Raw genomic sequence first — 15944 nt, 5'->3', positions numbered from 1 at the left:
TAGCTTGTTAGCTGCAATTAACCTTCTAAACTGAAGCGTTATAGAGATTGATTGAATATAAACATAGCAATTTCTATTCCAACTTATAAAAATCTGTGTGAAAAATTAAAACTTCACAACTGGTCAATATTATAAACAAACAGATAATTCGCGAAAATGAACTAAAAACGACATATCGGCAGGACAAAGCTTTCTCGCAAAGTGAAACCGCTTGACAGCAAAGAAGCCCCTAAAATAGAGTGCAAAAAGTAGCCAATATGATTGCGCTTTCATCGATTAGGATTGCGCACCACTAAGGCACATTAGCACCAATATAAACCGTAGATTTAACCGCCGACGTCACACCTCAAGGAGAGTGCCGCCATAAACCACAACATAAGCACCCGCTCTTAAGTAAGGAGTAACAGCCCCATGTACCACACAACCAAGACACTACTCGCCCAACGCCAACCTGAGCACGCCCTAGAAAGAACGTTTTATACTGATGCGGAAATCTTTCAGCAGGACCTTGAGGCGTTTTACTTTAAAGAATGGCTGTTTGTTACCTCAGAATGTGAATTGCCTAACGCCGGCGATTTTATTACTTATACCCTTGGTAGCTACAATATCCTTGTGGTACGTGGGGCGGATCAAGAAGTGCGCGCTTTTCATAATACTTGCCGTCACCGTGGTTCTATTATTTGCAAAACCAACAAAGGCAGCGCCGCAAAATTAGTCTGCCCTTATCACCAATGGACCTATGAACTTGACGGTTCCTTATTGTGGGCTCGTGACATGGGGCCTGACTTTAATGCACAAGATCATGGGCTCGCACCAGTGCATTGCCGCAATCTGGCTGGACTGATTTATATTTGTCTAGCAGATCAAACCCCAGATTTTGACGATTTTGCCGCCGTAACGACCCCTTACCTTGCCCCCCATGACCTAAAAAATGCCAAAGTGGCCTATGAGACCCGCATTATTGAAAAAGGCAATTGGAAACTCGTATGGGAAAACAACCGTGAGTGTTATCACTGCTCTGCTAACCACCCAAGCCTGACACGCACCTTTCCAGAGGACCCACGCGTGTCCTTCCTAGGCAAAGACAATATCCCTGACTACATTGCAGAGCATTTTGCCATGTGTGAAGCAGCGGGCTTAACGGCCAAGTTTATGGTGGCAGAAGACGGCCAATACCGCCTGTCTCGCATGCCGCTGGTAAAAGGCACAAAAAGCTTCACCATGGACGGTGAGTTTGCTATCCCTAATAAGCGACTGGGCAATATCACCCTAGACAGTGCAGGCGTGTGCAATAAATTTCACTACCCAAGTACCTGGGCCTACTTTCTGCCAGACTACTGTTTAACTTTTAGGATTACCCCAATCAGCCCCACTGAAACCGAGCTGGTCACCCAGTGGCTGGTGAACAAAGACGCCATAGAAGGAGTCGATTACGACCTCAAACACCTAACAGAAGTATGGATCGCTACCAACAATGAAGACCGCCGCGTCGTAGAAGACAACCAACTAGGGGTCAACTCCCCTGCTTTCAAGCCTGGGCCTTATTCACCACTGCATGAGATTAGTGTCTGCGCTTTTGTCGATTGGTATTGCGACAAGCTATCTGCTCGTCTTCCCGAACTGCACCCAGAAATAAGCGCCACACAAACATCAACGATTATCAGCAGTGACACCCGCTATACCAGCAATACAGACACAGATCAGGAGGTTACCAATGAGCCACCTCGTTAACTCACAAGCAGAAACATTGCAGGGCATGTATTGGACAGACCAGGAGCCTTTAGAGTGCGTTTCAGTGGTTACTGAAACCCAAAACTGTGCAAGTTTTTCGTTTCGTGCCCCTTCTGGGGCATTATTTCGCTTCTTACCGGGACAGTTTTTAACATTGGCGTTGCCGGTAAACGCGGCCAAGGGGGCAGAAAAAGAAGACATCTTGTATCGAACCTATACGATTTCGTCATCGCCAACGCGCCCACACTTAATCACGCTCACGGTCAAAGCCCAAGCTGATAGCATAGGCTCACGCTGGATGCTGGACCATTTAAAACCAGGCATGCGCCTTCAAGCCACAGGCCCAGCTGGTAACTTCACAAACATAAAAAGCCAACTTAGTGCCCCTTGGCAAAATATCCCTAGCCTGAGCAACAAGAAATTTTTGTTTATCTCAGCAGGTTCGGGCGCAACCCCTATGATATCGATGACAACCGCCATGTGGGACAGAGGTGACTCACTTGATGTGGCATATATTCATTGTGCGCGTCGCCCCAGTGAGATCCTTTTTCGTCGGCGCTTAGAAGAAATAGCCAGCCGTGATACCGGCCTCAACTTAAAATTTGTGGTCAGCGGACCGGATCAAGATGCCCCATGGACAGGCTATCAAGGGCGTTTTAACTCCCTCATGTTAAGCCTAATGACCCCAGACTTTATGGAGCGTGAAGTCTATTGTTGTGGCCCGCAAGCGTTTATGGAATCCGTAAAATCTATGCTGTTTTCATTAGGTTTTGCGATGAACAATTACTATGAAGAAAGCTTTCATGGCCCACAAGCGACAACATCAGAGTCCACCACCAGTGAAGCATTGACAAAAAACGATCAAGAATGGGTAACAGACATTTACTTTGCCCAGTCCGATTACCACTACAGTGCTCCTCCTGAACAAACCATTTTATTGGCCTCAAAAGACGCTGGATTGAATATTCCATCTGGCTGCACCTTTGGCGTTTGTGGTACTTGCAAGGTGAAAAAACTCAGCGGTGAGGTCGCCATGAACCACAGCGGCGGCATCTCGCAAGCGGATATAGACGCCGGCTATATTCTCGCCTGTTGTTCACGACCAATTGGCGATGTGACGATAGACGCTTAAGGAGCAATTAAAAAGGAATAAGAGTCGTTGATAAACCCATAAAACATAATAAAGAAAACAGATATTAAGGGGGAAAGCATTCCCCCACTCAAGCTGATAATGACAATTGAATAGTAAAGATTAAAAAGGCGCCAAGATTTTTCTACCATCACGCCTTAATAAACCTTCTTCTTAATGCCTGAGGAAGAGAAAAGTTATTCGCATCTTGCTTAAGCATAAAGCAAAGTCCATAAATTACCGGCCATATAAAAAAGCCATTGCTCCAGAGTTTTAAACAGCACACCAGAACTGGGTATAGTTAAATTGCCTAGGATTACTTAAGCAGAGAATAGCTCAGTGTATTTTTGTAATTTAATTACATTTTTATGGGCTTGGCATTAAGATTGCCTCTACTTTAACCCCATGTTTTGATATTCTGAGCGCTAGAGGTGAGAGATGTATGAATACAAAAAAAATTAAGACTGATAATCCAACCATGGGTGATGTTGCGCTTGCTGCCGGAGTAGCGCCTGTAACAGTCTCTCGCTATTTAAATGACCCAGCATTGGTCAGTGAACGCAGTAAACAAAAAATCTCGGCAGCAATAAAAACACTCAACTACGTACCTCATGCTGCGGCTCGAACTCTAGCGTCAAAACGTTCACGAATGATAGGCTGCATCATGCCATCATTAGACAGCAGCTTATTTGGCCGAGCCATAGAAGTCTTTCAAAACCACATCTCAACCTCGGGTTATAACCTGATCCTCGCCTCGCACAACTACGACGCAGCCAAAGAACAAGAACACATACACCAGATGATCTCCCATGGTGTCGATGCATTATTACTGATCGGTAACTCACGGGATGAAGAGATCTATCGCCTGCTCCAAGCAAAAAACATCCCTTATGTTCTGACCTGGACCATCGACCCGAGCCAAGTCCACCCTTGCGTAGGCTTTGATAATCACAGTGCCGCCAGCAGCATTGCAAATTACCTAATGGACCTTGGGCACACAAAATTCGCCATGATTTCAGGTTTAGTTAAAAATAACGACCGAGCTTACGAGCGCCTCCAAGGTGTGCGCCACGCACTGGCTAAACGCGGCCTAAGTTTAGCGGATGACAATGTAATAGAAAGACAATTTGGCGTAGACGCAGGGCGAGATGCTTTTCGCTTGCTGATGTCACGTTCGCAGCAGCCTACCGCCATTATTTGTGGCTCAGAACCCTTTGCTTACGGGGCCATTTTTGAAAGCAAAACAATGGGTATAGACATTCCTAATGATGTTTCTATCACTGGCTTTGATGATATGTGGTTGGCCTCTAATATCACCCCAAGACTCACCACAGTAAGAACCCCACAACAACAAATCGGGATGTTGGCAGCCAAATACCTCGTTGCCAAACTGAATGGGGAAAACGTACTAACGCCACCCCCTCTGGACATAGAAATCGTGGTTAGAGAGTCCTGCGCACCACCCCGCGCACCAAAGATAGCGGCCGTAAAATAAGCGTTGCTGACAAATTCACGCTTATCCAAGCACCAACTTGAGAAAGGATAAAGAGCCAGCTAAATAAAGAGCCGGTCCGATATAGCGCCAGCCTTTGGTTAGCCTATTTGTAGCAATGGCTTAAGCGCCGCCCAAACCAGCAATGCGATGATAGTCGTCTTTTAGCTCTCGTTTAATAAACTCAAAAAACGCTTTTACCTTTGCTGAACCGGCTAGATCCTTATGCGATATCACATACAAATCAATCGGCTTGCCAGCCAATGGCATATCGACCCGTTGTAACTTATCGGAAGATTCCCCAATAAAGCACGGCATACACACCAGCCCCATCCCCTGTTCCGCAGCGACTAACAGAGGTTCGTATGAATCTGCTCTGAGCACCACCATTTCAGCTGGAATATCACTGGATATAAAGCGAGCGGTGCTGGCTAAACGCATCTCTAACCAATGGGCAGAAGTCAGCACTTTTTTGCCCTGTAATTTAGCAACATACTCTGCCGAGCCATACACCCCAAAGGAAATACGACACAACTTATGGCCGACCAACCGCTCATCCAAAGTGGTGGCGATACGAATCGCTACATCAGACTCTAACTGAGACAAAGCAAGTTGCTGTGGCGTTACCGTTAACGACAAGGTAATACGCGGGTATAAACGATGAAAGGTCGCCAAATGCTTACCCAATACTAAGCGCAACAAGGAATCCGTTGTGGTGACGCGCAACTCCCCTTCTAACTCACGCTCTTTACCAGACAAACGTCGCTCTAAATCTTTCACCTCTGAGGCAATCGACAAGGCCGACTCCAACAGCTCATTGCCTTCTACCGTGAGCTTATATCCTGTGGCCAGCTTATGAAAAACCTGCACCTTATGGCGATATTCAAATGACTCTAAGCGCCGTAGCACAGTGGAATGATTGACCCCTAGCGCTCGCGCCGCCGCAGATAAAGATCCTTCATTGGCCACCGCCAACACATATTGCAGATCGTCCCATCTTATCCTGTGCATTTTTGCATACCAAAAGTGTTTATTTAGTGAGTTTAAATAAAAATTAGCACAGGTATAGTATGCATATCAAACAAACTCAATAGGACAAACCCCATGCTAAATAAAAAAATCGCTATTCTTATCTTCGGTCTGTTTGCTTTTCTGCAAATCGGCACAGCACAAGCAGACACAACAACTGAGCAGTCTGACACACTGAAAACAGCACAAGCCTTCTTGTGGGCTGCGGGCTCTGGTGATGTTGAAAAATTAAAAGGTCTGATGGCAGATGACTTCGTTTGGCACAACGAAGGTGACAAAACCATCCCTTGGATCGGTGACTGGAAAGGCCAAGACACAGTACTAGGTAAATTCTTCCCACTGTTTGGCGCTGGACTAAAAGTAACAAGCTGGACCACAGACTACCACTTTGTAAACGGTAACCAAGCTGTATTTATGGGCACAATGAGCGCCATTACAAACAACTCAGGTGCTAAAACAGGCGTCTTCAGCTGGGCGGTACGCGTAGAAACAGAAAACGGTAAAGTAAAAAGCTGGAACTGGTTTGAAGACAGCTTCGCCGTCTCTAAAGCTTACCACGGCAAATAACACCAAAAGCCCCATTATGATCAACATCAAATCATAATGGGGCTTCTCTATTCTCCGCACTACTCAGCATTCTTAGCCCACCCGCCATTCTAGTGCGCTTAGCGCTCACCATGACTGCCACAGCGTGAAACAAAATAGCCCCAAACAAGCTACCCTATTAGTTGCTGGTTGCTTTTCCTTTTAGAAAAACCGCTCTGTTTACGCTGAGCAATACACAGAAAAACCTCAGCACTTCGTAATCAGCTGGCTGTAAACGGTGCCAGCACAGCGGCTAAGTTATCCCCTAGAATGGGAGAGATATACCCCCCTTCTTGAACAATCACAGTGGGCAAATTGAGCCTTCTTACACGTCGTCCGATCTCTTCAAATCCAGAGGTTGTTATGCCTAACACGGCAAATGGGTCTTGCTCTGAAGCGTCGAGCCCCAAGGATAAAACAATGGCATCAGGAGCATAGCTGCTAATTTGCTCTAGGGCTTGCTCTAAAACTTCCATGTATTCCTTATCTGTGGTGCCTGCGGCAATCGGGTAGTTTCTATTAAAGCCATAACCCTCACCCGCGCCTCGCTCATGCTCATACCCCCAATAATGCGGGTAGCAATAGGCGGGATCCGCGTGAATCGAAACCGTCATTACATCCTTTCGGTTCCAAAAAATCGCCTGGGTACCATTACCATGGTGCAGATCAACATCCAGAATAACCACACGCTGAAAGTTTTCAAGCAGCCTTTGGGTTGCCACAGCGGCGTTATTCACAAAGCAAAAACCTGCACCGCCATCTGGGTAAGCATGATGACCTGGTGGCCGACATAGGGCATAAGAAAACCTGGACTGACCGCTTGCCACACAGTCAGCAGCACTGGTTGCCGTTTGTGCAGAAGCATAAACGCCTGCCCAAGTACCTTCCCCTAAAGGGCATGAGGTGTCCATAATATGCCACCCAACTTGCCCTATAATGTCCTTGGGGTAAGTCGCGCTGTATCTACCTGGGTTACTTTTTGGAATGATCTCGGCACTCGCATCAGGCAAAGCGGCCCATTTTGGATATACACTTCTTAAAAAGGTCAAATAGTCAGGTGAATGCACTTTGGCAATATAAGCCATTCCGAAATCACTTGCTTCTTGTAAAGAAATATCAAGTTCGTTCAGTACATTACGAAATATGTCACCACGCTCTGGCACTTCCCTAGCGGCAATTGGATTACCATTTTTCATATAGAATTTGGGGCTGTGCTGACTTTGGTCCTTATGATAAAAGGCTTTCATATTATTTCTCCATAAATAATACCGGTTAGCTATTTGCCGCACGAAGAATAGTATTTAGCAAAACGTTACACCCCTTCTCTAACTGCTCAGGGCTGGTGTATTCACATTCGTTATGACTTAACCCTTTCTCAGAAGGCACAAAGATCATCGCCGTAGGCGCGACTCGGCTCACGTAAACCGCGTCATGCCCTGCACCACTCACCAAAGAATGGGCTTTAATTTCTGGGTAAACCGATTCACAGGCCTGTTTTATATTAGACAGACACTTTTCATCAAACGGACAGGGTGGAAGAGACCAAGACTCTTTAATGGTTATCTCTAAATTATGCTGATAAGCAATTCGATGCAGAGCTTCAAACGCTTTGGTCTGCAACTCATGCAATTGTGAGGCAGATGATTCACGCAGATCGAGAGAGAAAGTCACATGCCCAGGGGAGACATTGGTGGAAGCATTTAACACATTGAGCTCACCTATTGTACAGCGACTGTCTACCCCATTATTCGCAGCAATCTCAGTCAATTGCGTCACCATGTTCGCCACCCCAACCAATGCATCGTTGCGCAAATGCATAGGACTTGGCCCAGCATGACAAGAAGTGCCTATTACCTCCACGTCATACCAACACATACCGAGTACCCCAGTGACAATACCAAGGTCAATATCCAGCGCTTCAAGCACCGGCCCTTGCTCAATATGCAGCTCGTAATATTGATAACACTTAGAGAAACCCTCTGTCATTTTATCCTGGTAGCCTAAACGCTCTAATTCCTCACCAAAGCTTATTCCGTTAACATCTTTTGTCGACAGCACACCTTCTAGTTTAAACACCCCAGCATAAGCGCCAGAGCCCAGCATGGCTGGCTTAAAGCGGGAACCCTCTTCATTGGTCCAAACCACTACTTCAATGGGCCTTAACGTCTGAATATTTTGCTCATCTAAACAGCGCAGTACTTCTAGCCCTGCTAAGCAGCCATATATCCCGTCAAATTTGCCACCGGTTGGTTGAGTATCAAGGTGACTTCCTGTGGTCACTGGCAGTAAATTATTGTCTTTCCCTTCTCTGCGCAGAAACAGGTTACCGACCGGATCAATGCGTAAATGGCAGCCAATCTCTTGCGCCCAACTGATGAATAAATCTCGTGCTTGCTGGTCTTTATCTGTTAATGCTAAACGGTGACAGCCACCTACTTTGCTATTTTTCACTTCTGCATGGCCAATCTTGCCGATCTCCATAATAGAGTCCCATAGCCGTTCAGCATTGCATTTTTCAATATTCATATTACTTCTCTACCTGTGTCCGTGCGTAGAACGAATGCCATTTTTCAATGGCATAGCGTGAATATAGAGCCCTAGTTCATCGACCAATTAAGCTTGGTTAAATACTAGGAAACCCATTGTTTAACCATGACTCACTATCACACACTGCTCATCGCAGGCTGCTTCTCGGGCTGCCCTTCCTGCGGTATATGATCAGGCAGGTCTGAACGCCAGCTTGCACCAGGAATAGAGTCAATTAAGCTTTTTGTGTATTCATGAGAGGGAGCTTCAAACACAGTTTTAGTCACGCCCATTTCAACCACTTTGCCTTTTTGCATAACAATCACTCGATCGCAAACCTGAGCAGCAACACGAAGGTCATGAACCACAAACAAAATAGCCAAATTAAGCCGTACTTTTAATGTGTCTAATAAGTCCAATATTTGCGCCTGCACAGAAACGTCTAATGCCGATATCGCCTCATCTGCGACCAGTATTTCTGGGTCATGGGCGAGCGCTCTTGCTATTCCGACCCGCTGACGCTGGCCGCCTGAAAACTCATGGGGATAGCGATCTAAAGCCGCTCTAGGTAGCTCAACTAGATCGAGCAGCTCTGCTGCCTTAGCCAAGGCTTTGGCTGGCTCCATTCCTTGAGCAATCGGACCATCTGCAATGATTTGACCAATGGTCTTTCTAGGGTTCAAAGAGGCAAAAGGGTCTTGAAATACCATCTGGATGCGCTTTCGATATGGTGCTAGCTCTGCTGTATTTAGGTCTTGAATGGCATCTTCGCCAATCAAAATCTCCCCGCTGTCTGAATCAAGCAGGCGCACCACACAACGACTCACCGTTGACTTCCCAGAACCAGACTCCCCTACCAGCCCTAACGTTTCCCCACGATGCAGTGTAAAAGTGACATCATCTGCGGCTTTAACAACGCGAGCTTTTGAAAACCAGCCGCCTCCTGTGCTGTAGGTTTTGCAAAGGTTATTCACGGTTAACACCGGCGTTACTTCTAATAGCGCCTCTCGATGGGGCGCAACCAAAGGAGGAACGGCGGCAATCAGTTTTTTGGTGTACTCATGCTGTGGATTATTAAGCACGTCGTCACTGCCCCCAATCTCCACCATTTGGCCTTTTTCCATCACCACGACACGGTCTGCAATCTCGGCCACAACACCAAAGTCATGAGTAATAAACATAACTGCTGTATTGTGCTTTTCTTGCAGCTCTTTAATGAGCTTTAAAATTTGCGCTTGAGTGGTAACATCCAACGCCGTGGTTGGCTCATCGGCAATCAAAATAGCGGGCTCTAATGCCAACGCCATAGCAATCATCACTCTCTGACGCTGCCCCCCAGAAAGCTGATGAGGGTAGGCTTTCATCATTTTTTCCGGATCAGGTAGCCCCACATCCACCAGCAAAGCTAATGCCCTTTCGTCTCTTTGCTTCGCATTCATATTGGTGTGAATTAAAAACACTTCACCAATTTGATCCGCCACTCTCATCAATGGATTAAGGGCAGTCATTGGCTCCTGAAAAATCATACTGATACGATTACCGCGTAATTCGCGGGCACGACGCTCTTCTAATGAAGCTAGGTCAACGCCATCAAAAATAATCGTACCTGCATCAACTTGAATGGTTTTTGGCAACAAGCCCATGATCGCATTCGCAGTCATAGACTTACCTGACCCAGACTCGCCAACAACACATAAGATTTCACCAGGCATCAAGTTATAATTTACTTTCTGGATAGCGAACTCGCGGTCTCCGCCTTTTGGTAGGCGAATCGTCAAATCTTCAACTTGCAGCAAAGGCTTCATATCAATTCTCCCTCTTCCCTGACATTTTTGGGTTCAATGCTTCATTCAAGCCTTCACCAAGAAGATTCAACGACAACACCGTCAAGGCAATCGCTAAACCTGGGATAAAACTCAACCACCAAGCTTGACGCACAACCGTTTTGGCTGCCCCTATCATGTAGCCCCAAGACATAATTTCTGGGTCACCTAAGCCTAAAAAAGAAAGGGATGACTCAAGTAGAATCGCCGTCGCCACCATCAAAGAAGCAAGCACAATAATTGGCGACAAGCTGTTCGGCAAAATCTCACGCATAATAATATTGCGATGAGTTTGCCCATTAAGTTTTGCTGCCAAGACATATTCTTGGCTACGCAGAGACATAAACTCACCACGCACCAAACGCGCAACAGGAGGCCAACTCACGATCGCAATTGCACTGGTAATCGAATACACACTGGGCTCAAAAATAGCCACAATAACAATGGCTAGCGCAAAACTTGGCACCGTCTGAAAGATTTCCGTGAAACGCATAAGCAGCTCATCGACCCAGCCACCAAAATAACCAGCGTAAGCCCCTAAAGGAATACCGATTAATAAAGCGATTAACGTCGAAACCAGCCCCACCAATAGTGATATACGAGTGCCATATATCAAACCCGCCAGCACATCACGACCTAAGGTGTCCGTGCCTAATAAGTAGTTACTGTTCTCAAACGGAGGAAGAAAAGGACGTTGCACCATTTTCCATGGGCTACCGTCGTAGAGTAATGGGCCAAAAGCGGCGATCAAACAAAAAATGGCCAATACAAAAAAACCAACCATCGCCACTTTATTCTGGCTTAAAGTCTTGATTATATTCATTTTGAAAGCTCTATTCGTGGATCAACAACGCAGTAAATAACGTCTGTGATCAGGTTAAATAGGACAACCATGGCTGAAGAAATAAAGAACACACCCAACAGCAAGTTATAGTCACGTTGAAATAATGCTTCGAACATTAAGCGACCAATTCCTGGCCATGCAAAAACAGTCTCGGTGAGCACCGCACCGCCGATTAACTGCCCCGCTTGTATCCCTGCTAATGTGATGACAGGAAGCAATGCATTACGCAATACGTGCTTTCTTGTCACCCTAGATGGTGTCATACCTTTTGCTATGGCGGTTTTTACAAAATCCAGACGGCTTGTTTCTATCATGGAAGTTCGTGTCATCCGGGCATACACTGCGGTAAAAAACAAACCTAAGGTGGTTGCCGGTAGCACCAAATGCAGCGCGATATCGATAACGCGATCCCAGCCGGATAGCTCAACGCCAACCGTTTCCATGCCAAAGCCTGGCAACCAGCCAAGGTAAACAGAGAAGAAAAGAGACGCCATGATAGCCAACCAAAATAAAGGCGTAGCATAAAAAATAAGCGACAATATTGTGATCAGAGAGTCCACCCATTTTTTATAATTCACTGAAGCAATTACCCCTGCGAGTACACCAAGCGCAATGGACAATAAAAACGCCGTACCCGTCAGTAGCAAGGTGGCGGGTAATCGGTCCATAATAAGATCAAACACAGGGATATTCTGGCGATAGCTCATGCCCATATCAAAATGTAATAAGTTACTGATATAGACCCAAAGCTGATAATAAAGCGGCTGATCTAACCCAAACTGCTCCCGTAACTGCTGCAAGAACACTTCGTCAGTTGCCCCCGCCTCACCCGCCATCACCTTGGCAGGATCCCCAGGTGCCGCACGAATCAAGAAGAAATTAAACACAGCAATGATCAACAAAATGATCACACCTTTTATCAACCGGCCACCGATATACAATAAAGTTTGTAGATTCATAATTTATATCACTCAAAATAAGGGCAGGCCTGAGCCCGCCCCTGTCATTTACTGTTTAATCCAAGCTGTACCAAACGCATCATTGATACCGATACCAGAGTCGATCAAATTTTGTACCTTACAGTTATAAATGGTGGGGAATTCCAGCTCCATTAACCAAGCAACAGGCACATCTTCCACTAATTGACGCTGTACCTTGCTATACAGCTCTTGACGTTTTGAGTCGGGGAAAGCAACAGCGGCTTCAGCAAACAACTTGTCAACTTGAGCGTTTTCATAACCCTCAACATTGTTCCAAGAAGAGCCTTTCGAAATATTGCTAGAAATATAGTTACGAGAAACACCTAACGCAGGGTCGCCATATTGATACAGATAAGTGAAAGAGATGTCGTAATCCCAATCTGCTACCTTTTGGTTCCAACCTGCGACATCCGTTGAAACCATCTTGGTTTTAATGCCTACTTCTTCAAGGTTTTGCTTAACAACCTCAGCCCAACGCTGCCAAGTTTCCCCATATGGCATAGGCAATAAACGAACTGGTGTGCCGTCATAACCCATCTCTTTTAACAGCTTTTTCGCCTTAGCTGGGTCGTACTCATAATTTGGCAGCGACTTATCATAAAATTTCGTTTTAGAACCCACAGGACCATTGGCGACTTTACCGAAACCATTCCAAAGCACATTTTTGGCAAATTCACGATCCATGGCGTACATAACAGCCTGACGGAATCTTTTATCTGCCATTGGCCCTTGTCGATTATTCAGCCACAACAGTGAATGTGGCGAAAAGAACTCCCAACCATCAGTGGTAACACAGGTATTGTCTAACTCGGTTAAGCGAGGTACATCAAAGTTTTCCACTGAGCCGCCAGGAAGAACATCGATTTTTCCTGTTTCAAACGCCACTGCTCTTGACGCGGCATCGGGAATAACATGCCAATACAGATCATTAATGTGAGGTAAGCCAGAAACATGATAATGATCGTTTTTAGTCAGATGGATATAGGAGCCTTTTTTCCACTCGACAAACTTAAAAGGACCAGTACCAATTGGATGTTGGTTTGCTGGGTTAATCTTGTAATCTGTCCCTGCATAGATATGTTTTGGGTACATTGGCATGGTGCCAACCTCAAACAAACGGATAAACGGACCAAACGGCTTATTCAGCTTAAAAACAACGGTATAATCGTCTGGCGCGCTAATACTTTCGACAAACTCTAAGGAGGTACGTAAACGTGCGTTGGTTTTTCTCAACATTTTATCAACAGAGAAAACAACGTCCGCTGAGGTAAAAGGCTTTCCATCATGCCATAAAACATCTTTTTCTAAATGAAAGGTCCAGGTTTTTCCGTCCTCGGAATTTTCCCAAGATTTAGCCAGTAAAGGATGAGGATTTAACTCTTTGTCATAACGCAACAAGCCTTCAAATATATTACCGCCTACTTGCTGTGTTGTACCATTTGAGTACATTCCTATCATTAAACTCGGTGGCTCAGGCTGTACAACAACATTAATCGCACCGCCATCTTTAGGCTCTGCTGCATAGACATTTGCAGCCAATACCAAACACGCAACTGAGGCTCCTACGGATATCTTTTTCATTATAATCTCCTTGGTGAGAAATATTATTAGTCTTTTTTTATAGGTAAAACGGATATGTTCTTTTATGGTTTATATTTGGATTAGATATTATTCTTTATAGCTGGGTGAGACTTTTTCTAATAACCTCAGATAAGCCAACCATTCAGCATGAAAGCCACCTCTTTGACTGATTTCAGAAAAATGTTTGTATTGGTTATAGGTTAAATCGCAAACGTCAGAATCAATCGTATTCACTGGCTGACCACTTGCTAATACGGACATTTGAACTTTGCAAACTCGCTCTAGGTTGTACATTAAGGTAAAGGCTTCACCGACATTTTCACCCATGGTCATCAAGCCATGGTTGTCTAAAATTAAAACTTTATTTTGTTCACCTAGGTCACAAACTAAGCGTTCACGCTCTTCTAAATTTAGCGCTATACCTTCATATTTATGGCGAGAAACCCCATGATAAAACTGTAAAGACCACTGATTTATAGGGAGAATACCCGATTGTGTGGATGACAGAGCCACTCCAGCAATCGTGTGAGTATGAAGCGCACATTTAACATCAGGCCTTGCGCCATGAATCGCCGAATGGATAGTAAAACCTGCGGGATTGGCGCCCATACCACAGGGGTCATCAATAATAGTTCCATTAAGATCGATGGTCACAAGCTCGCTTGCTTTCACTTCACTAAAACGCGTGCCATAGGGGTTAATAATAAAATACTCTTTATCACCCGGTAGTCGCGCCGAAATATGCGTATAAATACTGTCACTCATCTGAAAATATTCAATCAAATGATACGCTGCGGCCAAATCCACTCTAACCCGCTCAGTTTCAGAGAGATTTGGATAAATATCTTTTACAAAATCTACCCCATCCATATTAGTCATAACATGCCCTTAGAACTCTCAACATTAAAATTATTGGGAATTATTTGTTACTGCTAAAAACCTAATTTAGATTCTTGTTTAAAAACCAATAACTGACAATCGAATAATATTAACGTCAATGTTGAAATAAATTTGACAAAAACAGCGATTCTTAGACTGATTGGTTAAAAATATTTTCCGGATAAAATGAAAGGTTAATGGGCACAAAAACAGAAAGGATGCGAATAAAAACTCAGCGAGAGCACATATTTCTTTAATAATCTGAGAGTTAGGAAGGAAATATCAAAAGCGATGAGCGCACCAAAATGCATTAATAACAAAGCGGTGCGCCCTAAAACAAAGCATTAGGGGTTAGAGCTAGTGTTTATCATATTTTGCTTGAGCATCGTCTATCAAACTTTCAAGCCATTCGACAAAGACCTGAATTTCTCGACGTTCAACTTTTTCTGGAGAAACAACCAAATAATAAGCCCGTGGCGACATAATAGACTTTTCAAAAGGCCGCACTAAAAGACCTTTTGCCAAGGCATTACCACTTATCATATTGTCGCCAATCGCAATCCCCTGTCCCGCGATAGCAGCAGATTGAGCAAAATTGGCATCGGAAAAGACAATGCCATCTTCCAATTGAATATTGCTAATACCATTTGCCGCCAACCACACACGCCAATCGGTATAATTAACTAAATGTATCAAAGGCATTCTGAGTAAACTGGACGGTGGCCCCAAGCCTCCTTTCTCCTGCAAGAAACGCGGGCTACATACAGGAAACAATTGAATGGTAATCAGCTGCCTGACATATTTATCCGGCCAATTCCCATTACCATAGGCGATAAACAGATCAATATTGTCATTAGAAGTGTCGTCTGGTACTTCTGGCGAAGAGATATGCAAAGACAGTTTAGGGTATTGCTTAGAAAACTCAGCCAAGTGGTGACATAGCCAATAGTTTGCCAAACCTGGCGCACAACTTATCGACAGTTTGCCAGCCACTTCCTCGCCTCGGCTATCATGGGAAGCTTCTTGGATAATCGCGAGCGCCCGCTTTGCTTCATTGGCATAGCGGCTACCATTATTGGTTAGAACAATTCCACGACCTTCGCGCTGGGTCAAAGGAAAACCAACCGCCTCCTCCAACATGTTAATCTGGTGACTGACGGCACTTCTTGTTAGGCTGAGTTCATTGGCAGCGGCGGACACACTACCCAAGCGAGAAACCGCCTCAAACGCCCTTAGTGACATGATTGATGGATATCTTTTCACTAACCATTATCCTTAATACATTTATACAGATGACATCGCTTTCAAATAGTATTCAACAATCATTTAAAACGACAAACCGTTT

At 45.0% G+C, this 15944-nt stretch carries 13 protein-coding genes; 4 read left to right on the top strand and 9 right to left on the bottom strand.

Annotated elements, in window-relative coordinates; all coding sequences use genetic code 11:
* Positions 1-411 precede the first annotated feature (411 nt).
* From DFP81_RS14435 to DFP81_RS14425, 3 genes are all read left to right on the top strand, one after another.
* Positions 412-1731, top strand: a complete 1320-nt coding sequence (locus tag DFP81_RS14435) for an aromatic ring-hydroxylating oxygenase subunit alpha (protein ID WP_115898605.1) — start codon at positions 412-414, stop codon at positions 1729-1731.
* On the top strand, positions 1715-2863 hold the full coding sequence (locus DFP81_RS14430) for an FAD-binding oxidoreductase (protein WP_115898604.1): 1149 nt from the start codon (positions 1715-1717) through the stop codon (positions 2861-2863). Before DFP81_RS14435 ends, DFP81_RS14430 begins: the two co-directional genes overlap by 17 nt.
* 439 nt (positions 2864-3302) lie before the next feature.
* Entirely contained in the window at positions 3303-4355 is a 1053-nt protein-coding gene (locus DFP81_RS14425) for a LacI family DNA-binding transcriptional regulator (RefSeq protein ID WP_115898603.1), read from the top strand.
* A gap of 120 nt (positions 4356-4475) precedes the next feature.
* Here DFP81_RS14425 and DFP81_RS14420 read toward each other — a convergent pair whose 3' ends face one another.
* Entirely contained in the window at positions 4476-5363 is an 888-nt protein-coding gene (locus tag DFP81_RS14420) for a LysR family transcriptional regulator (RefSeq protein ID WP_115898602.1), read from the bottom strand.
* A gap of 93 nt (positions 5364-5456) precedes the next feature.
* Here DFP81_RS14420 and DFP81_RS14415 point away from each other — a divergent pair, with 93 nt between their 5' ends.
* Complete coding sequence (locus DFP81_RS14415) at positions 5457-5948, top strand: nuclear transport factor 2 family protein (protein WP_115898601.1); 492 nt, start codon at positions 5457-5459, stop codon at positions 5946-5948.
* 239 nt (positions 5949-6187) lie between these two features.
* Here the strand turns inward: DFP81_RS14415 and DFP81_RS14410 are convergent, their stop codons facing one another.
* From DFP81_RS14410 to DFP81_RS14375, 8 genes are all read right to left on the bottom strand, one after another.
* Positions 6188-7213, bottom strand: a complete 1026-nt coding sequence (locus DFP81_RS14410; RefSeq protein ID WP_115898600.1) for a histone deacetylase family protein — start codon at positions 7211-7213, stop codon at positions 6188-6190.
* A gap of 25 nt (positions 7214-7238) precedes the next feature.
* Positions 7239-8492: a Zn-dependent hydrolase gene (locus DFP81_RS14405; RefSeq protein ID WP_115898599.1), complete on the bottom strand. Its 1254-nt coding sequence runs from the start codon at positions 8490-8492 to the stop codon at positions 7239-7241.
* Between the two features lie 137 nt (positions 8493-8629).
* Positions 8630-10297, bottom strand: coding sequence for an ABC transporter ATP-binding protein (locus tag DFP81_RS14400; RefSeq protein ID WP_115898598.1), 1668 nt, complete (start codon positions 10295-10297; stop codon positions 8630-8632).
* 1 nt (position 10298) lies between these two features.
* A complete protein-coding gene (locus DFP81_RS14395) occupies positions 10299-11138 on the bottom strand; it encodes an ABC transporter permease (protein ID WP_115898597.1) in 840 nt (279 codons plus the stop codon).
* Positions 11135-12118: an ABC transporter permease gene (locus DFP81_RS14390; protein ID WP_115898596.1), complete on the bottom strand. Its 984-nt coding sequence runs from the start codon at positions 12116-12118 to the stop codon at positions 11135-11137. The genes DFP81_RS14395 and DFP81_RS14390 overlap by 4 nt, the downstream gene beginning before the upstream one ends.
* Positions 12119-12166: 48 nt before the next feature.
* Positions 12167-13720 (bottom strand): ABC transporter substrate-binding protein, encoded by a 1554-nt coding sequence (locus tag DFP81_RS14385; protein ID WP_220343003.1) that lies wholly within the window; start codon positions 13718-13720, stop codon positions 12167-12169.
* A gap of 87 nt (positions 13721-13807) precedes the next feature.
* A complete protein-coding gene (locus tag DFP81_RS14380; protein ID WP_245959177.1) occupies positions 13808-14599 on the bottom strand; it encodes a class II aldolase/adducin family protein in 792 nt (263 codons plus the stop codon).
* A gap of 357 nt (positions 14600-14956) precedes the next feature.
* Positions 14957-15862, bottom strand: coding sequence for a LysR substrate-binding domain-containing protein (locus DFP81_RS14375; protein WP_220343001.1), 906 nt, complete (start codon positions 15860-15862; stop codon positions 14957-14959).
* Positions 15863-15944 lie beyond the last annotated feature (82 nt).

This window comes from Marinomonas pollencensis (assembly GCF_003387375.1).
Classification (GTDB): Bacteria; Pseudomonadota; Gammaproteobacteria; order Pseudomonadales; family Marinomonadaceae; genus Marinomonas; species Marinomonas pollencensis.
Note: the sequence above shows the minus strand (reverse complement) of the source record. Positions and strands in the feature narration are given on the sequence as shown.

Excerpts from the sequence above, each read along its gene's own strand:
- DFP81_RS14410 (WP_115898600.1), bottom strand. The coding sequence starts at position 7,213 with ATGAAAGCCTTTTATCATAAGGACCAAAGTCAGCACAGCCCCAAATTC.
- DFP81_RS14400 (WP_115898598.1), bottom strand. The coding sequence starts at position 10,297 with ATGAAGCCTTTGCTGCAAGTTGAAGATTTGACGATTCGCCTACCAAAA.
- DFP81_RS14435 (WP_115898605.1), top strand. The coding sequence starts at position 412 with ATGTACCACACAACCAAGACACTACTCGCCCAACGCCAACCTGAGCAC.
- DFP81_RS14385 (WP_220343003.1), bottom strand. The coding sequence starts at position 13,720 with ATGAAAAAGATATCCGTAGGAGCCTCAGTTGCGTGTTTGGTATTGGCT.
- DFP81_RS14395 (WP_115898597.1), bottom strand. The coding sequence starts at position 11,138 with ATGAATATAATCAAGACTTTAAGCCAGAATAAAGTGGCGATGGTTGGT.
- DFP81_RS14415 (WP_115898601.1), top strand. The coding sequence starts at position 5,457 with ATGCTAAATAAAAAAATCGCTATTCTTATCTTCGGTCTGTTTGCTTTT.
- DFP81_RS14390 (WP_115898596.1), bottom strand. The coding sequence starts at position 12,118 with ATGAATCTACAAACTTTATTGTATATCGGTGGCCGGTTGATAAAAGGT.
- DFP81_RS14420 (WP_115898602.1), bottom strand. The coding sequence starts at position 5,363 with ATGCACAGGATAAGATGGGACGATCTGCAATATGTGTTGGCGGTGGCC.
- DFP81_RS14425 (WP_115898603.1), top strand. The coding sequence starts at position 3,303 with ATGAATACAAAAAAAATTAAGACTGATAATCCAACCATGGGTGATGTT.
- DFP81_RS14380 (WP_245959177.1), bottom strand. The coding sequence starts at position 14,599 with ATGACTAATATGGATGGGGTAGATTTTGTAAAAGATATTTATCCAAAT.
- DFP81_RS14430 (WP_115898604.1), top strand. The coding sequence starts at position 1,715 with ATGAGCCACCTCGTTAACTCACAAGCAGAAACATTGCAGGGCATGTAT.
- DFP81_RS14405 (WP_115898599.1), bottom strand. The coding sequence starts at position 8,492 with ATGAATATTGAAAAATGCAATGCTGAACGGCTATGGGACTCTATTATG.